Source organism: Nitrospira sp. CMX1 (assembly GCF_054902215.1).
On record NZ_JBUBKD010000062.1, the window covers coordinates 1 to 17,057 of the forward strand.

The window sequence follows — 17,057 nt, forward strand, 5'->3', positions numbered from 1 at the left end:
CATAGTTAGCTGAAAGTGGCCATATGGTTTTCTTGGAACTGAAAAATCATTCTGTTTGCTTCCAAGAAGTACAGGTACGTAGCACGTCGCGTTGTCTCAGAAGCACGGAAAAATCAAGGAGGATCTTTTGGACCGGTCGAGGTCCTTCTCTCAGTCCGATGGAGAGGTCGGGGTTGAGGAGGATGCTCTCGATTCTTGAGGCAGCGAGTCGAGTAGGCGATCAATCCACTTCGATGGTAACTTCTCAACCGAGTCGTAAATGCGGGATTGCCACCAGATGGCAATCTCAGCGAGGTCTTCCTTCTGAAAACGGTGCTCGATGATGTCGAAGGTGTCGTGGCGATAGAGGACTACATCGAGCGGATATTCGACGCTCGTCGAGCTTGTGCGTGTGGCATCGAAGGCCAGGAAGCCCACCTTCATGGCGAGATCCATGCTGGAGTCATACCGTAAGACGCGATCGAGGAGCGGTTTTCCATAGCCTGTCTCCCCGATGATGCAATAGGGAGTTCCTTCACTCACTTCCACCCAATTCCCCTGTGGGTAGATGAGGTAGAGCTTATGCGCCTTGTCGTTTTCCAATTGCCCACCCACAAGGGCGTGAAGATTGAAAATCAGGCCTGCTTGATCCAGCGCGGTACGGTCTTCTTGTGCGACGCGGCGAATCTGTGCGGCAAGCACGTTGACGGCTTTGAATAACTTGTCGAAGGTCTGATCGCCTTCAGTGATCGCCTCGTCAAAATACGTGACGGCCTTGTCTCGAACGGACCGTAGCCCGGATGTCATTAAAAACATCGAGTGACGCCCATGCTGATGAATCGAAACTTTTCCCGCCGTGATGCATTCTGCGCCCGTGGTGACTCGTGTATCGGCGATCCCGACGAGCCCATCTTCCACCTTCATCCCTAAACAAAAGGTCATTGTGCCTCCGCTCCGACGACTGTGCTGTGAATGTGAATTGGACGAGGTGCGAAGAACGTCTCGTAAATGGCATCCCCGACGAAATTAATCTGCGCTTGAAAGCGATCCAAGAATTCGTGCAGTCCTCCGGTGAGGCAATCCTCAAGATCGCCGAAGTCCAACTCGGCGCGCAATCGGCCCAGCCGCTTTTCGGCCTGGTTCTGATAGGCTCCGTGCTCAGTCCCGGAGATCGCGTGAAGGGAGTCCTCACTCTTGATCAAGCAGTAGCGAATGGCTCGGGGGAAGGTGGAATCGAGGATCAGAAACGCCGTGACATCGTCCGGAGAGATACGACCGAACCGTTTATAATACATCTCCAGAGCGCTGGCAGATTTCAACAGCGCGGACCACTGAATAATATCGAATGGGGTGCCGACCTCGTCGACCGTCGGCAGTAGCATGAAATACTTTACGTCAAGAATACGTGAAGTCTTGTCCGCCCGTTCAAGTAAACGACCGAGGCGAGCAAAATGCCACCCCTCTCCATGGGACATGGTGGCATCGGTAATGCCCAAAAACAGGTGACTATTCGCCTTGACCTCGGTCAAAAAGGTGTGGAGACTTTGGCCGGACCAGCCGTTTGAAAGGGCGTCTCTGACCATGAGGTAAAATCGGTTGACTTGTTCCCACATGTCCGTAGAGATGACTTCTCGGACCGATCGGGCGTTTTCCCTGGCGGCCACGAGGCAAGATAGAATCGAATTGGAATTGGTGGTATCGGCTACGAGGAACTGGATCACGGTTTCTTTCGTGGGCTTCCCGTAGCGCTCGGAAAAACTCTCGTGATCTCCGGTCGTGAAGACCAACGGTTCCCACTGCTCCGTCGTGCCTCTAGGAAGATCGAGTGTCATGTTGAGGTTGACCTCGATGAAACGAGCGTAGTTTTCAGCCCGTTCAATGTAGCGATGTAACCAATAGATGGAACTGGCGACCCGGCTCAGCATGATTCGCCAGCTCCTGTGTGTTGAACAGCGCCGTGAGCGATGACAGGAGCTTGTCTGTTTCTTATGGCAGCCCTCATGACAACACCCACGTGTCTTTATTGCCTCCGCCTTGGGACGAATTTACCACGAGAGAGCCTTTCCGCAACGCCACGCGTGTCATGCCTCCCGGTAACACGGACACATCGCGACCATACAACACGTACGGACGGAGATCGACATGACGTCCCTCCAGATGACCATCCACTAAGGTGGGTACGCGTGAGAGGGCCAAGGTTGGTTGGGCGATGTAGTTCCGCGGGTCCGCCTCAATGCGACGAGCGCAGTCCTCCCGTTCCTGTTTGGACGCGTGAGGCCCAATCATCATTCCGTAGCCACCGGCTTCATTGGTCGCTTTCACGACCAGCTGATCCAAATGCTCCAAGACATAGGTTCGATCTCGTCGATCTGAACAGAGATATGTCGGCACATTGGGAAGTATCGGTTCTTCCGCGAGGTAATAATTGATGATCTTCGGGACATAGGCATAAATGGCTTTGTCGTCCGACACACCGGTGCCGGGAGAATTAGCGAGCGCGACCCGACCTCTCTTGTACGATTCCATGAGACCCGGAACCCCGAGCAAGGAATCGCGACGAAACGCCAGCGGATCCAAGTAGTCATCATTAATCCGCCGGTAGATAATGTCGACGCGTTGAGATCCCTTCGTGGTGCGCATGTGGACGAATCCATCCACCACCACGAGATCATTGGCTTCGACCAATTCCACCCCCATTTTTTGGGCAAGCAGCGAATGTTCGTAATAGGCAGAATTGAAGATGCCAGGGGTGAGAATCACGATGGTCGGATCGGGAAGATCAGAGAGGGAGCGAAGGGTTTCCAAGAGTTGGCTCGGATATCCATCAACCGGTCGTACTCGATAGGCTTCGAACAACTCAGGGAACGTCCGTTTCATGACTTGTCTTGCTTCCAACACATAGGCAACTCCGGACGGGCACCGGGTGTTGTCTTCCAGGACGTAGTAGTGGCCATCGTTAATTCGGACGAGATCGATTCCGGCAATGTGGCACCAGATGCCGCGCGGTGGGCGCAGGCCCATGCAAGGTTGCAAAAAGCTCTTGCTGGTATAAATCAGCTCGGTGGGAATGACCCCATCTTTAAGGATCTTCTGATCGTGGTAGACATCGTTGATAAATAAGTTCAACGCACGGAGGCGCTGGCAAAGCCCGGAGTTGATTTGGTTCCAATCCGATGCCGTGACGATCCGAGGTACGATGTCGAAAGGGAATATTTGTTCATGGCCGTTATCGCTTCCATAGATGCTGAACGTCATTCCCATGTTAAGGATGACACGCTCTGCCGCTTCTTGGCGCTTTTGTAGTTCTCCTTCCGGCAGGGACGCAAATTTTTTGAGCAAGAGAGTACTTCCGGGTCGTGGTTGTCCCTTCTCCTCGTACAGCTCGTCATAAAATCCATCAGGATCGTATTGCGAAAAGCGTATGCCCATGGGTCTGGCTCCAGGAGCCGCACCCTAACAAAACGACTCGCTGGCTTCAACTACTGTGTTGAACAGGATCATGAAGACTGAGAGGGAGACAAATTGCTTTTTGAGCCCCGCCTTGCGAGCAATGCCAGTCGCCTGCATCTGCCGATTGCATTTAACCGGAGGTCTTTAGTAGCGTGTTCTGCTCATGATCACGGAATTTGTCATTACCGCTGGTGAACAGCCAAAGCGGCTCGATATCTTTCTCGTCGGCCGAGAGCGAGACGCGTCCAGATCGGCGTTGCAGCGGTTGATTGAATTGGGTCGAATACGGGTCAATGACCAGCTTGTGAAGCCCAGCCACAAGATCAAACCCGGGGACAAGATCACCATGGATGTCCCGAAGCCGGAACCGCTCTCCATCAAGGGAGAAGCCATTCCGCTTGAGGTCCTCTTCGAGGATGACTCCCTGCTAGTCCTGAATAAGCCTCCCGGCATCGTGGTGCATCCAGCACCGGGAAACTGGAGCGGGACACTGGTGAATGCACTCTTGCATCACTTCCAAACTTCCGGTGGGACCATTTCAACAATCGGCGGGAAGGAACGCCCTGGACTGGTGCATCGTTTGGATAAGGAAACCTCCGGTGTCATGGTGATCACGAAGACCGATATTGCGCATCGGGCCCTTGCCGCCCAGTTCAAGCTCCATACCATTACCAGAGTCTATGAAGCGCTGGTCTGGGGAGTTCCCAAAAAAGGACGAGGAGTGATCGATCTTGCCATTGGGCGGGATAGTAAAGACCGAAAGAAGTTCTCATCAAGAACGACGAGTCCCAAGGAGTCTGTGACCGAATATGTGGTGACTCGGCGCTATGATAAAGTGGCCGCACACGTCTTGCTGTACCCCCAAACCGGGAGGACGCACCAACTGCGGGTGCATCTGACCTCATTGGGCCATCCCATTCTGGGCGATCGCACTTATGGTGGTAACAAGGTGATGGTTCTTGCGGACATCGAGGTCCCACGGGTGATGCTTCATGCCAGGACGTTAGGTTTTACCCATCCTTCGACAGGCACGGGAGAGGAATTTACGAGGCCGTTTCCGGCCGATATGGAGCGTGTGATTCACACACTCGAGCAACGGATTATGTCCAAGGATCGGACGTCGACGCCTTCTGGTGCGACAGATGTCAATGTAATCAACGAGGAACTATGCTGACAGCAGAGGTGATAGACGCGGTAGGTGGTCTCATTGCACACGTCAAAACCTATGCCATGACCCTTCCCTCCATCGTACATTTGAAGGCAATGCCGTCCGGCGTGAAACCCTCTGTGGAGGCAATCGACAACTATGAAGTGATTGTCTCTCGGGTACAACGCCAGAGTGCCGGTACTCCGTACAGGGGGCTCAATGAATCGTTGATCTGTTCATTGGAGGCTTTCGAACAGGGGAATTTGATCGGTACCGTCCAAGTGCTCCTGGCAGTGATCGACCAGCTCGAACGCATGCACCGAGATCAAGAGATTGACGTCAGACCAATGGATGAGAAGCGACTCACGGAGTATCGCGTAGCCCTACGAAAAGTTCTTCCTGGCAATCGGCCGGAATTGGCAGAGACAGGTGGAGGCTTGTAAGGCACAGTGTTGAGTCTTTGGTTTATTGAAGGGCCTCAACCGCACAATTCGAAACTTTCGCGTGAAGACTCAGGGATGCGGCTAGTGTCCCATCTTAGGCCCTAAGGCGTTGGGCCCTGTCGTCACAAGCTTGAATCGCGCGAGGTTTTCGCAATGAGGACATTTCGCCCGAACCGTTTCGGCATCGAGGATCTCGTATTCATCTGCTCGTAACCACATGAGTTGGAAACATTTAGGACAGCTACGGACTTGCGTTGACATTGGTTTCCTCGTACACTTCAGATCAATCCGAGGGATACTGTAGTATAAGATGCCTCCAACCCTCAAGCCTGCTGTCAGTTATTCTCATCATGAACTTCCTGAAGCGTCGCAGCTCCTAGGACTCTTTCGGCAGGCTCCATGGGCGAAGGACCGTTCTCTGGACGATGCCAAAGAAATGCTCCAACGAACCGATCTCACCATTTGCGCGTGGGACGGGGAGCGGCTGATTGGATTTGGGCGAGTTCTCACGGATTTTGTCTACCGGGCGACGATTTGGGATGTCATTGTCGACCGGGCCTATCAAGGCCAAGGTGTCGGAACGGAGATCGTCAAGCGAATTCTCCATCACCCACAACTACAACGGGTTGAACTGTTTTGGCTTTGTACCAGGCGTCCTGGTTTCTATGAACGACTCGGCTTCAGTTCCAAGGAACAGACGGGGATGGTCTGGAGTCGGAGCAAGCAAGCCCGCATGGAGTGATGTCGAGTATGCACATCCTCAATTTAGTGCTTTTCCTCTTCTCCGCCACAACCGCCGGGTGTTTTCCTGCCACTCATGACAAAAGGCCCATTGAGGCAAACGTGCCAAACCCTCAAGCGGGGGAATGATTATGAGACACGTTGCGACGATGGTGTTTTACCGCCAAACCCATATTGACAATCCGCCGGTATCCGTCAAATACCGGGTTGATAGCCTCGCCAAGCATGAGAGGTGTCGCCTTTCTAGGAGGCGGCATGCGACTAGAAGAACATCTTCCCGCCGAATAAGAAACCGAACGAAGAGGTGTTCCAGTCGTTGTTCCGGCCACCGGTTCCCGTTGTGTGCCCATCATTCCGCTTATAGGCCCACTCTATGTTGAGAGCAAACCGTTCGTTGAGCTGGTAATCAGTCCCCCATCCCAATCGCCAGGCGAAGGTATTACTCGGGCTGATGCGAACTGCGGTGTCTTCACCGAAGCTATTGACGTTCACGCCGAAACTCATATTGACGTAAGGGCTGAGCGGACCTGATCTGCCTGGGCGTATTTCGATCGTCGGGAGGACTGAGACCGTATCCTGGTGCCCAAGGTCCACGTCCGGCTGTTCCACGCTCACGCTATGGCGTTCCCACTCGAGCATCATGCCCACCAAAAACCAGGTATTGAGACTGTACATCGCTTGGAAGTTTACCAGCGGACCAATTGAGGTGGAGGTGCCTTCCGACAGCTGTTGGGTCAATGGCGTAAACCCGGCCCGAAACCCGAGTACCAACTTGCCAGGTTTAATCCCTCCAAACTCTTGCGCGAATCCTGTTGTTGACAGGGAGACCAGGGAGACAACCATAACGAGGAGTAGTCCCCCCACGGCGTTCTTGAATTGATACCAACACATACAACACCTCCGTTCCTCTAAAGGAAGGCCAAGGATCTGCTAATTCAAGCAGATTCTGCATGCTGCTACCGATCACCCTATGGACCCAGAACCAATATGAGGTTTCCGGGTCGATTCAGCGGGATCAGCACTTGCTTATGGCATTCCCTCGAGGAGATCAATCAGCTGGCTAATGAGAGTGAGCGGCTCCTGTACGCCTTGCCCGTTTTGGTGACAGGACGACGGCACTGAAAAAGATCACGGTTGCTAAGAGGACGATAGCAGGGCCTGAGGGAATGTCCCAGATGGCAGAAATCAAGACTCCTACGACCGAGGTGGTGATTCCAAAGAAGGCTGAATACAGCGTCAAAGTTGTCAGGCTATGTGTGAGTTGATAAGCGGTCGAAGCCGGAATCAGAATCATGGCAAAGACGAGAATGGCCCCAACGGTCTTGAGTGAGACGACGACGGTCAGTGCGACGAGGCTCAGTAATAAAAAAAACATTTGTCGCGCCGGGACTCCTGAAGCTTCGGCCATTTCTTGATCAAACGCAATGAAATAGAGTTCTTTGGCAAACAGGAGCAGGAGGCTCAACACCAGCACGCTCAAGGCACCGATGATACGAAGTTCTTCAGGTGTGACCGAAAGCACACTGCCGAACAGATAGCCGTACACTTCCGCATTGTACGTTTTCATCAGTCCGATAAAGAGGATGCCCAGTGCCATGGTCGTCGTATACAGAATGCCGATGGAGACATCTAGTTTCATTCGGCCGCGTTCTTCAACCCAACCCGTGATCCAGACTGTGGCCAGGCCGAACAGAATAGCCAGCAACAAGGGGGGCCATCCCACCAGGTAACCAAGAGCCACTCCTGCAAATGCTGCGTGGGAGGTTCCCGCACCGACGAAGGCGAGTCCCCGTAGGACAACAAACACGCCGATAACGGAGCAGAGTCCGCCGACCATCGCCGCAGCGAGGAGGGAGCGTTGCATGAAGTCATAGGCGAGGAGGTCAAGCATAGTGTGTCGTTATTATCAGTGGTGATGGTGGTAGTCTTCGACGATGACGAGATCTTTCTCTGTAATCACAAGCTCTTTCCCATAGACTTGGTGAAGGATTTCCGGCTTGAGGACATCGGCTGGAGGACCGGCGGCAAACAATCGAGTCTTGAGCAAGACCAATCGATCCACCCGCGAGCGGATCATATTAATATCATGAGTGATCAGCAGCACTGTCAGTTTGAGCTCGTCATGAAGATGCTGGACGAGTTCAATGACATTGTGTTGCATGGTGATGTCCAATCCGGTTGTGGGCTCATCAAGGATCAGGACTTTGGGTTGCTGTGCCAAGGCCCTCGCAATAAAGACCCGCTGTTGCTGTCCGCCGGAGAGATGTCCGAGCGCGGTATCCTTATGCGACTCCATACTAACCTGGGCGAGGGCTTCCATTGCGATGTGACGATCTTTCTTCCCTGGTCGCTTCAGTAGACCCAGCGCCCCATAGCGCCCCATCATGACCGTCTCAAGGACGGTCACGGGGAAGTTTCGATCAACGACCCCCTTTTGTGGGAGGTACCCGATCTGGGCCCGATGGTGGCAGCGGAGTTCACTGCAGGCACAATCAAAAATATGAAGGTGCCCCTCCACTGGCGGAAGCAATCCCAAGACGGCGCGACAGAGAGTCGTTTTGCCGGATCCGTTCGGACCGATCACGCCGACGAACTCCCCGTCGTAAATGGGCAGAGAGATATCCTTCAGCGCAATGAGTCCAGGAAAGCCAAAGGAGGCATGATCAAAGCGGATGATCGGATTGCGACCATTGGATTCGGAGTCCGTTGTTCCTTCCGGAGGCATGAATGGATATCCTGAACGGGTACTAGTTGGCTTCCAACGCGCCCGCTAATTGGAGCACATTATAACGAAGCATGTCGAGGTAACTCTCAGTTCCGGGCATTCCACCCGGCATCGTAGTCAACACCACCACACGGGCCTTGGTGTCTCGTGACAGCAGTTCCGGGAGGCGTTGGTTCAGCTGGATTTCAGAGGCGATCACTCGGATGTGCTGCTTCTTGATCTTCGCGATCAGATGCTGCAGGTGAAGGGCTGATGGTTCCGTGCCTGACTGGGTATGAATGGTGTCGATGATCTCCAGATTAAAGCGTTTGGCTAAGTAGGGCCAAGCTGGATGATGTGCAATGAAACGCCGATCCGGGAGGCGTTGAGTCCGATTCATCAGTTCCTGCCGGAGTCGCTCGAGGCGGTGTAAATACGCGTCCTGGTTAGCTCGGAAATCAGGTGCATGAACTGGATCCACGTCGATGAGGGCTTGAGTGATGTGGCGCAGCATGATGCCGACATTGACAGGATCCAGCCAAATATGTGGATTCCCACCAGACTCGGTCTCATGTGCGCCTGGATGCATCGCATCGTGAATATCCCCACCATCGTGAAGAAGCTCTACGCCTTGAGACGTCGTGATCACGCGCAACCCGACACTGCCGGCATTCTTCACCAGCGACGTCACCCAGACCTCAAGTCCAAGACCGACTTCGAACAGTAACCGGGCCTTGCGTACTGCGACCAGATCACTGGGTTTCGGGGAGTAGGTATGTTCATTCTCGTAGCCGCTCAACAACGACTTCACCTGTACGAATGGGCCCCCAACCTGCTCGGTCAGGTCTTGTAAGACGGGAATGGTGACGACAATAGGAATTGGGTCACGAGCTTCTGCTGGTGACGTGAAGAAAAGGGACCATACAACAAGAGCCAGGAGAGGAGTCCTCATACCGGTAAGGCGTTCGTAAGTGATGTGAAACATCGGCGGCGACCGTATCATCCAGGTTTTTGCGCTGTCAACGCTGTCCTGCGAGTGGAGTTCGCAGAGCATAGCCGTGTCGTTATGAAACAGCGACCTGATCGTACGGAAGGGAGCCGAGCATGCTGAGAACCAAACTCGCAGACTTTTGCAATCTTTTGATCGGCCCTGTCCATTCGCCTTCTTGACCATAGCCGTGAGTTCGACTAGCGTAGCGGACACACTCAGCTCATGAGACGTGGTATGGTCATAAAAGGATGGCGTCAATGAAGGTCGTTGGGCTTATGTCGGGAACGTCCGCTGATGGAGTCGACGCCGCATTGGTGTCGATTGTTCGGAAATCCACGCGACTTGAGATCGAGATGGAGGCGTTCTATTCCCTTCCCTATCCACGTTCGCTCCAACAGCGCCTGCTTTCGGCGTCAGTCTCCGGGACGGTGGCTGATGTGTGTCATTTGAATGCACTGTTGGGGGAATGGTTCGCTGATGCCGCGCTAGGAGTCATTCGGGCTGCTCAGTTAACGACAGAAGAAGTTGATCTTATTGGATCGCACGGTCAGACTGTGCATCACCTCCCGAATGGGATTAAGGATACGAGAGTCGGCGCGATCCGGTCCACTCTCCAAATTGCCGAACCGGCGGTGATCGCTGAGAGGACCGGTATTACGACGGTGGCCAATTTTCGACCCCGTGACATTGCCGCGGGAGGGCAAGGGGCACCGCTGACGCCGGGGATTCATCTCTTGCTCTTTCAGCATCCTCGCCGAGGGCGACTCATTATCAACCTTGGGGGGATCAGCAATGTGACCTACCTGCCGCGCGGAGCCGAAGGGGACGGGCTGATCGCGTTTGATACGGGTCCAGCCAATATGGTCTTGGATGGCATCATGTTCAGGAGCACGAATGGACGATTGACGATGGATCGCGACGGACGTCTTGCCGCGAAAGGACGGGTCGACTCAAGGTTGTTGGCCAAATTATTGGCGCATCCGTATCTCTCCCAGGCACCTCCCAAATCGACAGGGCGAGAAATGTTTGGAGAAACAATGCTGGCGGAGTTACTCGGCTGGCCACAGGCGCGTAAACTGTCGGTCGAGGATCTGTTGGCGACTTGTACACGATGGACCGCGGAAGCCGTTGGCACGGCACGGCGTTGGATCAAGGGTGGAATCGATGAAGTGATCGTTGGCGGCGGGGGAGTTAAAAACCGGGCGATTATGGAGCATCTGAACGATGTGTTTGCCCCCGCTCAGGTGAGCACCTTTGAGGCACATGGCTGGAATAGCAAGGCACTGGAGTCAGTGGCGTTCGCAATTTTGGCCTACCAAACCGTGATGGAACAGTGCGGAAATGTTCCGGCAGTAACGGGAGCCACGTCTCCCAGGCTGTTGGGGTGCATTGTTCCAAGTGGGCCAGGATGGTATGAGCGATTACACCCAGGTCGACGGAGAAAATAAACGGCGATGAAGCTTCTACTACTCGTGACAATCGTCATCGTGATCATGTTCAGTATTTGGCGGTATCGAACGCGTTCCCGCCGAAAAAAGAAAGACGTATCGCTACGCGCCGTGCCTTCCAACTTCACCTTGAATCCAACACCACTTTTGGCCGAAGACGAGGTTGCCCTCTATAATCTCCTGAGGATGGTTGTCCAGGAACGGTATCTTGTGTTTGCAAAGGTGCCGCTCGGCTCATTTCTCACGGTTGATGCCGGAGAAAAGGAACGAGTCCAAGTTCTCCGTCATCTTGCCCTGAAACGGGTCGACTTTGCATTGGTGCATCCAGGGTCCCGTCAGGTTGAACAGGTCGTGCAGATTGAATCTCAATCCACAGAACTTCATCAGCTGGAGACACAACAAATCATCGAGTCCTTACTCGATACAGCAGGGATCAAGCTGAGGAAACTTCAGGCCAAGAAGACGTATCCCCTGGCTCATTTGGCCACTCGTCTGGAACTTACTGCTGACGATTAGGTTTGGACAAACCCATTCCCATGAGCCGGTGGGACCTATGGCGAAGGTGTGGAGGTCTCATGGCTGGTGGTTAGTGCTTCGATCGCTTTGCGGGCAACCTCGATTTCTGCAGAACCGAACTCCTGATCGATCACTCGATCGAATCTCAGCCGAGCAGTCGCTCCACACCAGGTTCAATGAAGGTGCGGCCAAATGAGCCTGGTGTTCTGCTAGACGCGGGCTACGGTGAGACTGTAGAGGTCTCTTCGCTGGGTGTGATTGCCTCGATCGTTTTGCGCGCAACCTCGGCTTCGGCACTCTCGGGATATTGATCGATGACCCGATCGAACATGAGCCGAGCCTTTTCTTGGTCTCCAAGTTTGATGTACGTCTGGCCGAGTTTCAGAGTCGAGGCGGCCAACTTTGGACTCAACGGATAATTGGACACGACGTCATAGAATGATTGTAAGGCGTCTCGATATCGTCTCGTGCGAAACTGGCATTCTCCAATCCAATATTGTGCGTTGGCCGCCAGTGCAGATTGGCCGTGGATCTCAATGAACAGACGAAAGCCGGCCATCGCCGCTTCATAGTCGCGGTGTTTAAATTCCTCCATGATGCGATCATAGAGATGACGGGTCGTATCTTGACGCTGCGCAGGGGCGGCAAATGACTGGTCTGTGGAGAGGACAATAACGAGCAGCAGGAGGATTCCAATACCGTGTCTTGCAGACATATCAGGTCTCCATCGGTTCAACTGAAACGAGTGGATTGTAAGGCAATCGATGTGCCAAGCGGATGGAGAAATGGGAGAATGAAGTGCTGAAATAACAGGGGCTTACGTACGGGCACGGGACGCCAAAATCCGGATAGTGTCGGCAGCGTGTTATGCAGGACACAGAATTGTACGAGGTGGTACGCGTACGCAACATCTAACAAGTGGTAACGAATGCCAGGTCCAAAGAGGTCAATCTCAGTATGGGAGCACTATGCGGAGTGCTGTTCCATCGGTTCTTTTTCCGGGTCAGTTGGTCTCAATCTACCCACTCAATAAACCGTCGCCTCTCTCATCTCCTCCCGGTGAGCGTTGGCAAGTGGGCCATGGTGAACGTGTATGGTCGGGAGCACGTACGAGACGGTTCCCTCTCAATTCTGACGTGCCGAGGATGGTGAATCATTCGGGATGTGGAATTGAAAGGAGTTACCGCCTTGTTGTTTCGCCCGGTACATTGCGGCATCGGCATGTGTCAATAATTCATCGATGTCATGGTCGTCGGTCGGATAGATGGTGATCCCGATGCTGACACTGATCACGGCCTGGTGCTCTCCCAGCAAGAAGGGCTTCGAGAGAGAGGCGGTGATGCGTTGGGCTACCAACGAGATATCCTCTTCACACATCAATCCCTCGAGGATAATGGTAAACTCGTCTCCTCCCATGCGCGCAACAGTGTCCACTTCGCGCACACATTCATGAAGTCGTTCAGCCACAACTTTCAAAAGCTGGTCGCCGACGCTGTGGCCGAGGGTGTCGTTCACCGGCTTGAATCGATCGAGGTCCAGCAACATGAGCCCGAGCGGCTGCTGGAGGCGCTTACTTCGTGCCATGGCTTGCACGAGCCGGTCACGGAATAAGCTGCGGTTCACCAACCCGGTCAGCTGATCGTACTGGGCGAGGTAGGTGAGTCGTCCTTCTGCACGTTTCCGTTCAATCGCGTAATGGATTGAGCGGGCCAATAGTTCCGACGGACCCTCTCCCTTCACGAGATAGTCCTGCGCACCGTTTTGGACCGTTTGCAAGGCCAGCGTCTGATCATTGAGCCCGCTCAGGACGATGAGCGCAATGGTCGGATTAGCCGCGTGAATCTGTCGTACCGTTGAAAGTCCAAACCCATCCGGGAGCGAAAGGTCCAGGAGCACCGCATCAAATCGAGTCCGAGCGAGATAGCGGAAGGCATCACTCAGGCGTGTCACATGGGTGATCGTGAATTCTGCCAGGCTCCAGTCTGCAAGGATATCCTGCGTGAGGCGTGCATCGACATCATTGTCTTCAACCAAGAGGATCTTGATCATGCCTTGTTCGGTCCACCCCGCTCCTCATCGCCGAGAACCTCTTGAGCCCGCAGTATTCATGAACGCTCCTACCGCAACCGCCGACACGCTGCTGCGACAGGCCTGGTTGCAGGTTCACTGCAGCCAGGCGGGCAGGTTCGCCCCTCGCGACTTCGACATGCTGGTGCAAGTATGCCTTGGTCCCTCAGCGTTCCGTATGCCCGTTTCACGTCGCATCTTGGTGGTTTCATCACGAACCCCCCCCATGAATAATGCAGGTTCGTGGGCCTGTAACAAGTATAGCTTAAGGCGCTGATACAACAAGCAAATGGTGGAAGTGCTAGGCGGTCCTGACCAGCCATGAAGAATCACCGATCGGGTCCAGTCTCTGTGCTAGTGAGCAAAGGACTATTTTTGAGAACGAAAAGAAATCGAAGCTGGCAGGAGCGTGGGAATGAAAGCGGCCACACAACTCGAGTGGTGGTAGAGGCTAGAATTTATGGAGACACAGGATGAACGTGTAGGGTTGCCCAATCACGATCCGCGGAAAACGATGGACGGAGATTCTGGATAGGTCCCGATTGGCGGCTGTTCAGGTCCGACCGCCGCTTCACAGGCATATCCTGGTTGAAAAGGCCAGAGGAGTGACCGACCCACGAGGCTTCCGCGTATATGAACGTAGCGTAAGGTCACACCCATCCGAGTCGCTTCGTCCTTCACCTTTTCCGTACAATCCTGAGCTGAGTACCCACGGCGTGAAATCAGTAATGGAGATCCGGAACTACTCAGCACCGAAAACTCGTTGATGCATCCGCTTAGTCCGATGAGGAGACAGAGAAGACTACAGAAGTGAACAACCCTTGTTCGTGGGATCATCGTGAAACGATACCCCTCGTTTCTGAACGCTCTGCGAGAAATTGACTGACCGCTCATGCCTAACCATACCACGAACAGAGGGCATCAATCGACCAGATGGCCACATCAATCTTGATCCATCGTGACTCTTGTGATCGTACATGAATATCAGACCGGGACTACGTTGGGACGAGAAGTGATTGATCACATGCCGAAATATTAAGAATCCTCTGGTTTATGCGAGTGGTGACATTGATGGGAAAACACCGAGGGATAAATTCGAACGGCCATGGATGGTAGGGGAAGATAAGGTCGTTACGAACCGAACCGTACGACGGGTTAGACCGGCTTCTCTGCGATGTGCTCTCTATACTTCCAGAACAGCTGTGCTTCGTCCTCGTTCAGAACCAACGGCGTATTGTTCGCGGTTCCGGTCATAAACATCTTCACGGAAACTGTATCGTGCCAGGTTTGAACTTCACAATGAGAGACGAGGTCCAGGTTGATGGCTCAGTTCCCGATACGGACAAACTGCATAGTTCATCTCCAATCACCAAGAAAGACGGGATGATCATACATCAAGGGTCATCTGTCTGGAAATGACGGACCATTCTTTCCCTCGCTGTTCAGGTCGAAGTTCTATCCTGGAAGAATGTGCCGATCTCCCAGGCAGGAACTGCCGATCGCTTGGTATGGCCATGAGGAGAATACCCAGGAAACAATGCGTTCTTGCTGGCATGAAAGTTGACCTGGGTAACGGGATATTCCTATGTTCTCGGCTAGGATAGGGGCGTAGCAAGATGAATTCGATAGGAAGATGGACTACGGCGAACGACCTGTGGGAATTCCTCACACAGGATCTTGCAATCGTCGGCGGCCTGCACAGTCCCATGCTGAGTTGGATCGGCATGGCCGTGATTCTTGCCATGTGCGGCTGGCACGGCGCCGTGCTTCTTCTTGGGGCATGGCGGATTCGACAGACACTGTCTCGAGTTCAATCACAGGTATCGAGCCTCCTCCTTGCCCGACGACAAGGGTCGAAGGACTGGATCGTTATACCGACATTCGCGGCAAAAAGGCTGCGGCCAGATGAGGCGCAAGGGTCCCGACGAGATCTAGACGATCTCCAGGTTTTAGATCGGATCATGCGCACCGAATCGGCATTGTCTGCAGACTGGCTTTCCTACCGAAAGACCTTTGCCATTGAGCAGCCGGCCTGGTTTCTTGAGCCGACGGTGTCTGCACAGAAATCAGTTGCGGAATTCTTCTCCTTTGAAGCGTGCATGGCGGAGTACCTCAATGCCGGATTCTACCGGCAACTCCCGTCGCTTCTGACCGGGATGGGACTACTGTTCACCTTTCTCGCCATTCTCATCGGTCTGAGCAAGCTTCATGCAAACGGCTCGCAGATCGAAGGAATCCAAGGTCTCATTAACGGACTTTCCGGAAAGTTCATCACATCCATTGCCGGTTTGGCTGGTGCCAACGCGTTCACTCTTCTGGAAACGTCCCTGTGGCATCGTCTGGGCAGCCTACACCGGCGGTGTCTCTCCTTGATCGATGAGGTGTTTCCTCAAAAGATTGTCGATCAACAGGCGAAGTCTTCAGCGGGGCCGGCCGGGCATGGAGCAACGAGCGTGAGCCCCACTCAACACGAGAGCGATAAACGATTGGTGGAGGTGATGCACCACCGGCTTGGTACGGCAGTGGCCGCCTTAACCAAGGCGTCGGAATCGCTCACCGCACTGAGCACGACTCCGCGTGGTACGGCTATCGATGATCTTCCAGGAGAGATCGGCTATGAAGTTCAGCAAGCATTGAAACGGGTGGTTCAGCCGCTGATCGATGTGATCCAGGATCTGAACCTGACAATCAAAGGCCACGCACTTCCGCTGCAGCTGTCACAATCAGAAATGGAAACCATCTTTCAGGAACTGAAAGCCCAGGGAGCAACCGTGCACGGTACGCTGCCTGTCAAAACCGGCGGCCATGGGAATAGCGCAACGCATCCCGAGTAAAGTGAGAGGGGTCACGTGAGACATCGCAAATTTGCAATCGTACCGGAATCCTCTGCCGAGCCCTCGGCAGTCTCCAGTGGGGTGACCGATCTCATGACCTCGCTCGCCGTGATTTTTATTCTGCTGTTTGCCGCCTATGTGAGCCGTGTGCAGGAAAGTCAAGCGACTCATGATCAGAGTCCAGGATCTCCACAGGAGCAGCACCCAAAACTCGATCCTCCTCTTCTCACGCGTGAAGAACACAAACCAGGCGCTCTCACGGTCAGTGTGCCGGACGCCGCGCTCAACTTCGACTTTGGAGAAAGTCGGTTGCTCCCTTCGAGTGAGGTCTTTTTGTCCGAAATGATGCCGCAGTATGCAGCGATGGTCTGTGCACAAGGTGGCAAAGAGGTGGAAGCGTTTTTGATAGAAGGGTATACGGATGATCTTGGAGACGACCTTCGAAATTTACGATTGAGCCAGGAGCGCGCGTTTGCCGTGTTGGCCAAGAGTGTGGAGGTGGTTCGGAATAAGCTTCCCTGGGCATACGAATGCTTTCTACAGAAGGCTACGGCGAACGGACGCGGGAGGCAAAATCTTCTGAGGGATGGTGCCGGATACCTGGACCGAGAGCGAAGCCGGCGCGTCACTTTTAAGATCCATCTTCACCCTCAGTAAGAGTTGCGAACAATTTCACATAGAGTCAGACTTCAGAAAGGTCGAGATCTCCTACGCATCTGTAGGGTTTGTCGCCGGAC

General features: G+C 53.8%; 16 protein-coding genes. 7 read left to right on the forward strand and 9 right to left on the reverse strand.

The genetic code is table 11. From position 1 onward, the window contains the following. Positions 1-150: 150 nt before the first annotated feature. The 3 genes from ACYX34_RS14625 to ACYX34_RS14635 all read right to left on the reverse strand — a co-directional run bounded on the left by ACYX34_RS14625 (position 151) and on the right by ACYX34_RS14635 (position 3,408). A complete protein-coding gene (locus ACYX34_RS14625; RefSeq protein ID WP_462077308.1) occupies positions 151-921 on the reverse strand; it encodes a peptidase in 771 nt (256 codons plus the stop codon). After that, positions 918-1,904 carry an alpha-E domain-containing protein gene (locus ACYX34_RS14630; protein ID WP_462077309.1) on the reverse strand — a complete coding sequence of 329 codons (987 nt, stop codon included), beginning with the start codon at positions 1,902-1,904 and terminating at the stop codon, positions 918-920. Before ACYX34_RS14630 ends, ACYX34_RS14625 begins: the two co-directional genes overlap by 4 nt. Positions 1,905-1,977: 73 nt before the next feature. Continuing rightward, positions 1,978-3,408, reverse strand: a complete 1,431-nt coding sequence (locus ACYX34_RS14635; protein WP_462077310.1) for a circularly permuted type 2 ATP-grasp protein — start codon at positions 3,406-3,408, stop codon at positions 1,978-1,980. A 184-nt stretch (positions 3,409-3,592) separates the two neighbouring features. Between ACYX34_RS14635 and ACYX34_RS14640 the strand changes: the two genes are divergently transcribed. The 3 genes from ACYX34_RS14640 to ACYX34_RS14650 all read left to right on the forward strand — a co-directional run bounded on the left by ACYX34_RS14640 (position 3,593) and on the right by ACYX34_RS14650 (position 5,761). Further along, positions 3,593-4,603, forward strand: a complete 1,011-nt coding sequence (locus ACYX34_RS14640; RefSeq protein WP_462077311.1) for an RluA family pseudouridine synthase — start codon at positions 3,593-3,595, stop codon at positions 4,601-4,603. Further along, positions 4,597-5,019 carry a hypothetical protein gene (locus ACYX34_RS14645; protein ID WP_462077312.1) on the forward strand — a complete coding sequence of 141 codons (423 nt, stop codon included), beginning with the start codon at positions 4,597-4,599 and terminating at the stop codon, positions 5,017-5,019. The genes ACYX34_RS14640 and ACYX34_RS14645 overlap by 7 nt, the downstream gene beginning before the upstream one ends. 310 nt (positions 5,020-5,329) lie before the next feature. Next, positions 5,330-5,761: a GNAT family N-acetyltransferase gene (locus tag ACYX34_RS14650; protein WP_462077313.1), complete on the forward strand. Its 432-nt coding sequence runs from the start codon at positions 5,330-5,332 to the stop codon at positions 5,759-5,761. A 260-nt stretch (positions 5,762-6,021) separates the two neighbouring features. Here the strand turns inward: ACYX34_RS14650 and ACYX34_RS14655 are convergent, their stop codons facing one another. The 4 genes from ACYX34_RS14655 to ACYX34_RS14670 all read right to left on the reverse strand — a co-directional run bounded on the left by ACYX34_RS14655 (position 6,022) and on the right by ACYX34_RS14670 (position 9,416). After that, positions 6,022-6,651, reverse strand: coding sequence for an outer membrane beta-barrel protein (locus tag ACYX34_RS14655; protein ID WP_462077314.1), 630 nt, complete (start codon positions 6,649-6,651; stop codon positions 6,022-6,024). Positions 6,652-6,820: 169 nt separating this feature from the next. Then, on the reverse strand, positions 6,821-7,651 hold the full coding sequence (locus ACYX34_RS14660) for a metal ABC transporter permease (protein WP_462077315.1): 831 nt from the start codon (positions 7,649-7,651) through the stop codon (positions 6,821-6,823). 15 nt (positions 7,652-7,666) lie between these two features. Beyond that, complete coding sequence (locus ACYX34_RS14665; protein WP_462077316.1) at positions 7,667-8,485, reverse strand: metal ABC transporter ATP-binding protein; 819 nt, start codon at positions 8,483-8,485, stop codon at positions 7,667-7,669. A 22-nt stretch (positions 8,486-8,507) separates the two neighbouring features. Beyond that, positions 8,508-9,416 carry a metal ABC transporter substrate-binding protein gene (locus ACYX34_RS14670; RefSeq protein ID WP_462077317.1) on the reverse strand — a complete coding sequence of 303 codons (909 nt, stop codon included), beginning with the start codon at positions 9,414-9,416 and terminating at the stop codon, positions 8,508-8,510. Positions 9,417-9,712: 296 nt separating this feature from the next. On the opposite strand from ACYX34_RS14670, the gene ACYX34_RS14675 reads away from it, so the two are divergent. Both ACYX34_RS14675 and ACYX34_RS14680 read left to right on the forward strand, forming a co-directional pair. Next, entirely contained in the window at positions 9,713-10,903 is a 1,191-nt protein-coding gene (locus ACYX34_RS14675; protein ID WP_462077318.1) for an anhydro-N-acetylmuramic acid kinase, read from the forward strand. 6 nt (positions 10,904-10,909) lie between these two features. Further along, positions 10,910-11,419, forward strand: coding sequence for a DUF2726 domain-containing protein (locus tag ACYX34_RS14680; RefSeq protein ID WP_462077319.1), 510 nt, complete (start codon positions 10,910-10,912; stop codon positions 11,417-11,419). Positions 11,420-11,639: 220 nt separating this feature from the next. Here the strand turns inward: ACYX34_RS14680 and ybgF are convergent, their stop codons facing one another. Together ybgF and ACYX34_RS14690 are read right to left on the reverse strand one after the other, a co-directional pair. Next, entirely contained in the window at positions 11,640-12,134 is a 495-nt protein-coding gene (gene ybgF / locus ACYX34_RS14685) for a tol-pal system protein YbgF (RefSeq protein WP_462077320.1), read from the reverse strand. A gap of 410 nt (positions 12,135-12,544) precedes the next feature. Continuing rightward, positions 12,545-13,468 carry a diguanylate cyclase domain-containing protein gene (locus tag ACYX34_RS14690; protein ID WP_462077321.1) on the reverse strand — a complete coding sequence of 308 codons (924 nt, stop codon included), beginning with the start codon at positions 13,466-13,468 and terminating at the stop codon, positions 12,545-12,547. Between the two features lie 1,634 nt (positions 13,469-15,102). On the opposite strand from ACYX34_RS14690, the gene ACYX34_RS14695 reads away from it, so the two are divergent. Together ACYX34_RS14695 and ACYX34_RS14700 are read left to right on the forward strand one after the other, a co-directional pair. Then, the gene (locus ACYX34_RS14695) at positions 15,103-16,320 is read left to right on the forward strand and encodes a hypothetical protein (RefSeq protein WP_462077322.1); all 1,218 of its coding nucleotides are present in this window, start codon (positions 15,103-15,105) and stop codon (positions 16,318-16,320) included. Positions 16,321-16,335: 15 nt separating this feature from the next. After that, positions 16,336-16,977, forward strand: coding sequence for an OmpA family protein (locus ACYX34_RS14700; protein WP_462077323.1), 642 nt, complete (start codon positions 16,336-16,338; stop codon positions 16,975-16,977). Positions 16,978-17,057: the final 80 nt, after the last annotated feature.

What these genes read in the sequence shown, in the direction of transcription:
- ACYX34_RS14635 (WP_462077310.1), bottom strand. Translation starts at nt 3,408, where the DNA reads ATGGGCATACGCTTTTCGCAATACGATCCTGATGGATTTTATGACGAG.
- ACYX34_RS14670 (WP_462077317.1), bottom strand. Translation starts at nt 9,416, where the DNA reads ATGAGGACTCCTCTCCTGGCTCTTGTTGTATGGTCCCTTTTCTTCACG.
- ACYX34_RS14640 (WP_462077311.1), top strand. Translation starts at nt 3,593, where the DNA reads ATGATCACGGAATTTGTCATTACCGCTGGTGAACAGCCAAAGCGGCTC.
- ACYX34_RS14630 (WP_462077309.1), bottom strand. Translation starts at nt 1,904, where the DNA reads ATGCTGAGCCGGGTCGCCAGTTCCATCTATTGGTTACATCGCTACATT.
- ybgF (WP_462077320.1), bottom strand. Translation starts at nt 12,134, where the DNA reads ATGTCTGCAAGACACGGTATTGGAATCCTCCTGCTGCTCGTTATTGTC.
- ACYX34_RS14625 (WP_462077308.1), bottom strand. Translation starts at nt 921, where the DNA reads ATGACCTTTTGTTTAGGGATGAAGGTGGAAGATGGGCTCGTCGGGATC.
- ACYX34_RS14660 (WP_462077315.1), bottom strand. Translation starts at nt 7,651, where the DNA reads ATGCTTGACCTCCTCGCCTATGACTTCATGCAACGCTCCCTCCTCGCT.
- ACYX34_RS14675 (WP_462077318.1), top strand. Translation starts at nt 9,713, where the DNA reads ATGAAGGTCGTTGGGCTTATGTCGGGAACGTCCGCTGATGGAGTCGAC.
- ACYX34_RS14690 (WP_462077321.1), bottom strand. Translation starts at nt 13,468, where the DNA reads ATGATCAAGATCCTCTTGGTTGAAGACAATGATGTCGATGCACGCCTC.
- ACYX34_RS14645 (WP_462077312.1), top strand. Translation starts at nt 4,597, where the DNA reads ATGCTGACAGCAGAGGTGATAGACGCGGTAGGTGGTCTCATTGCACAC.
- ACYX34_RS14695 (WP_462077322.1), top strand. Translation starts at nt 15,103, where the DNA reads ATGAATTCGATAGGAAGATGGACTACGGCGAACGACCTGTGGGAATTC.
- ACYX34_RS14680 (WP_462077319.1), top strand. Translation starts at nt 10,910, where the DNA reads ATGAAGCTTCTACTACTCGTGACAATCGTCATCGTGATCATGTTCAGT.
- ACYX34_RS14655 (WP_462077314.1), bottom strand. Translation starts at nt 6,651, where the DNA reads ATGTGTTGGTATCAATTCAAGAACGCCGTGGGGGGACTACTCCTCGTT.
- ACYX34_RS14650 (WP_462077313.1), top strand. Translation starts at nt 5,330, where the DNA reads ATGCCTCCAACCCTCAAGCCTGCTGTCAGTTATTCTCATCATGAACTT.
- ACYX34_RS14665 (WP_462077316.1), bottom strand. Translation starts at nt 8,485, where the DNA reads ATGCCTCCGGAAGGAACAACGGACTCCGAATCCAATGGTCGCAATCCG.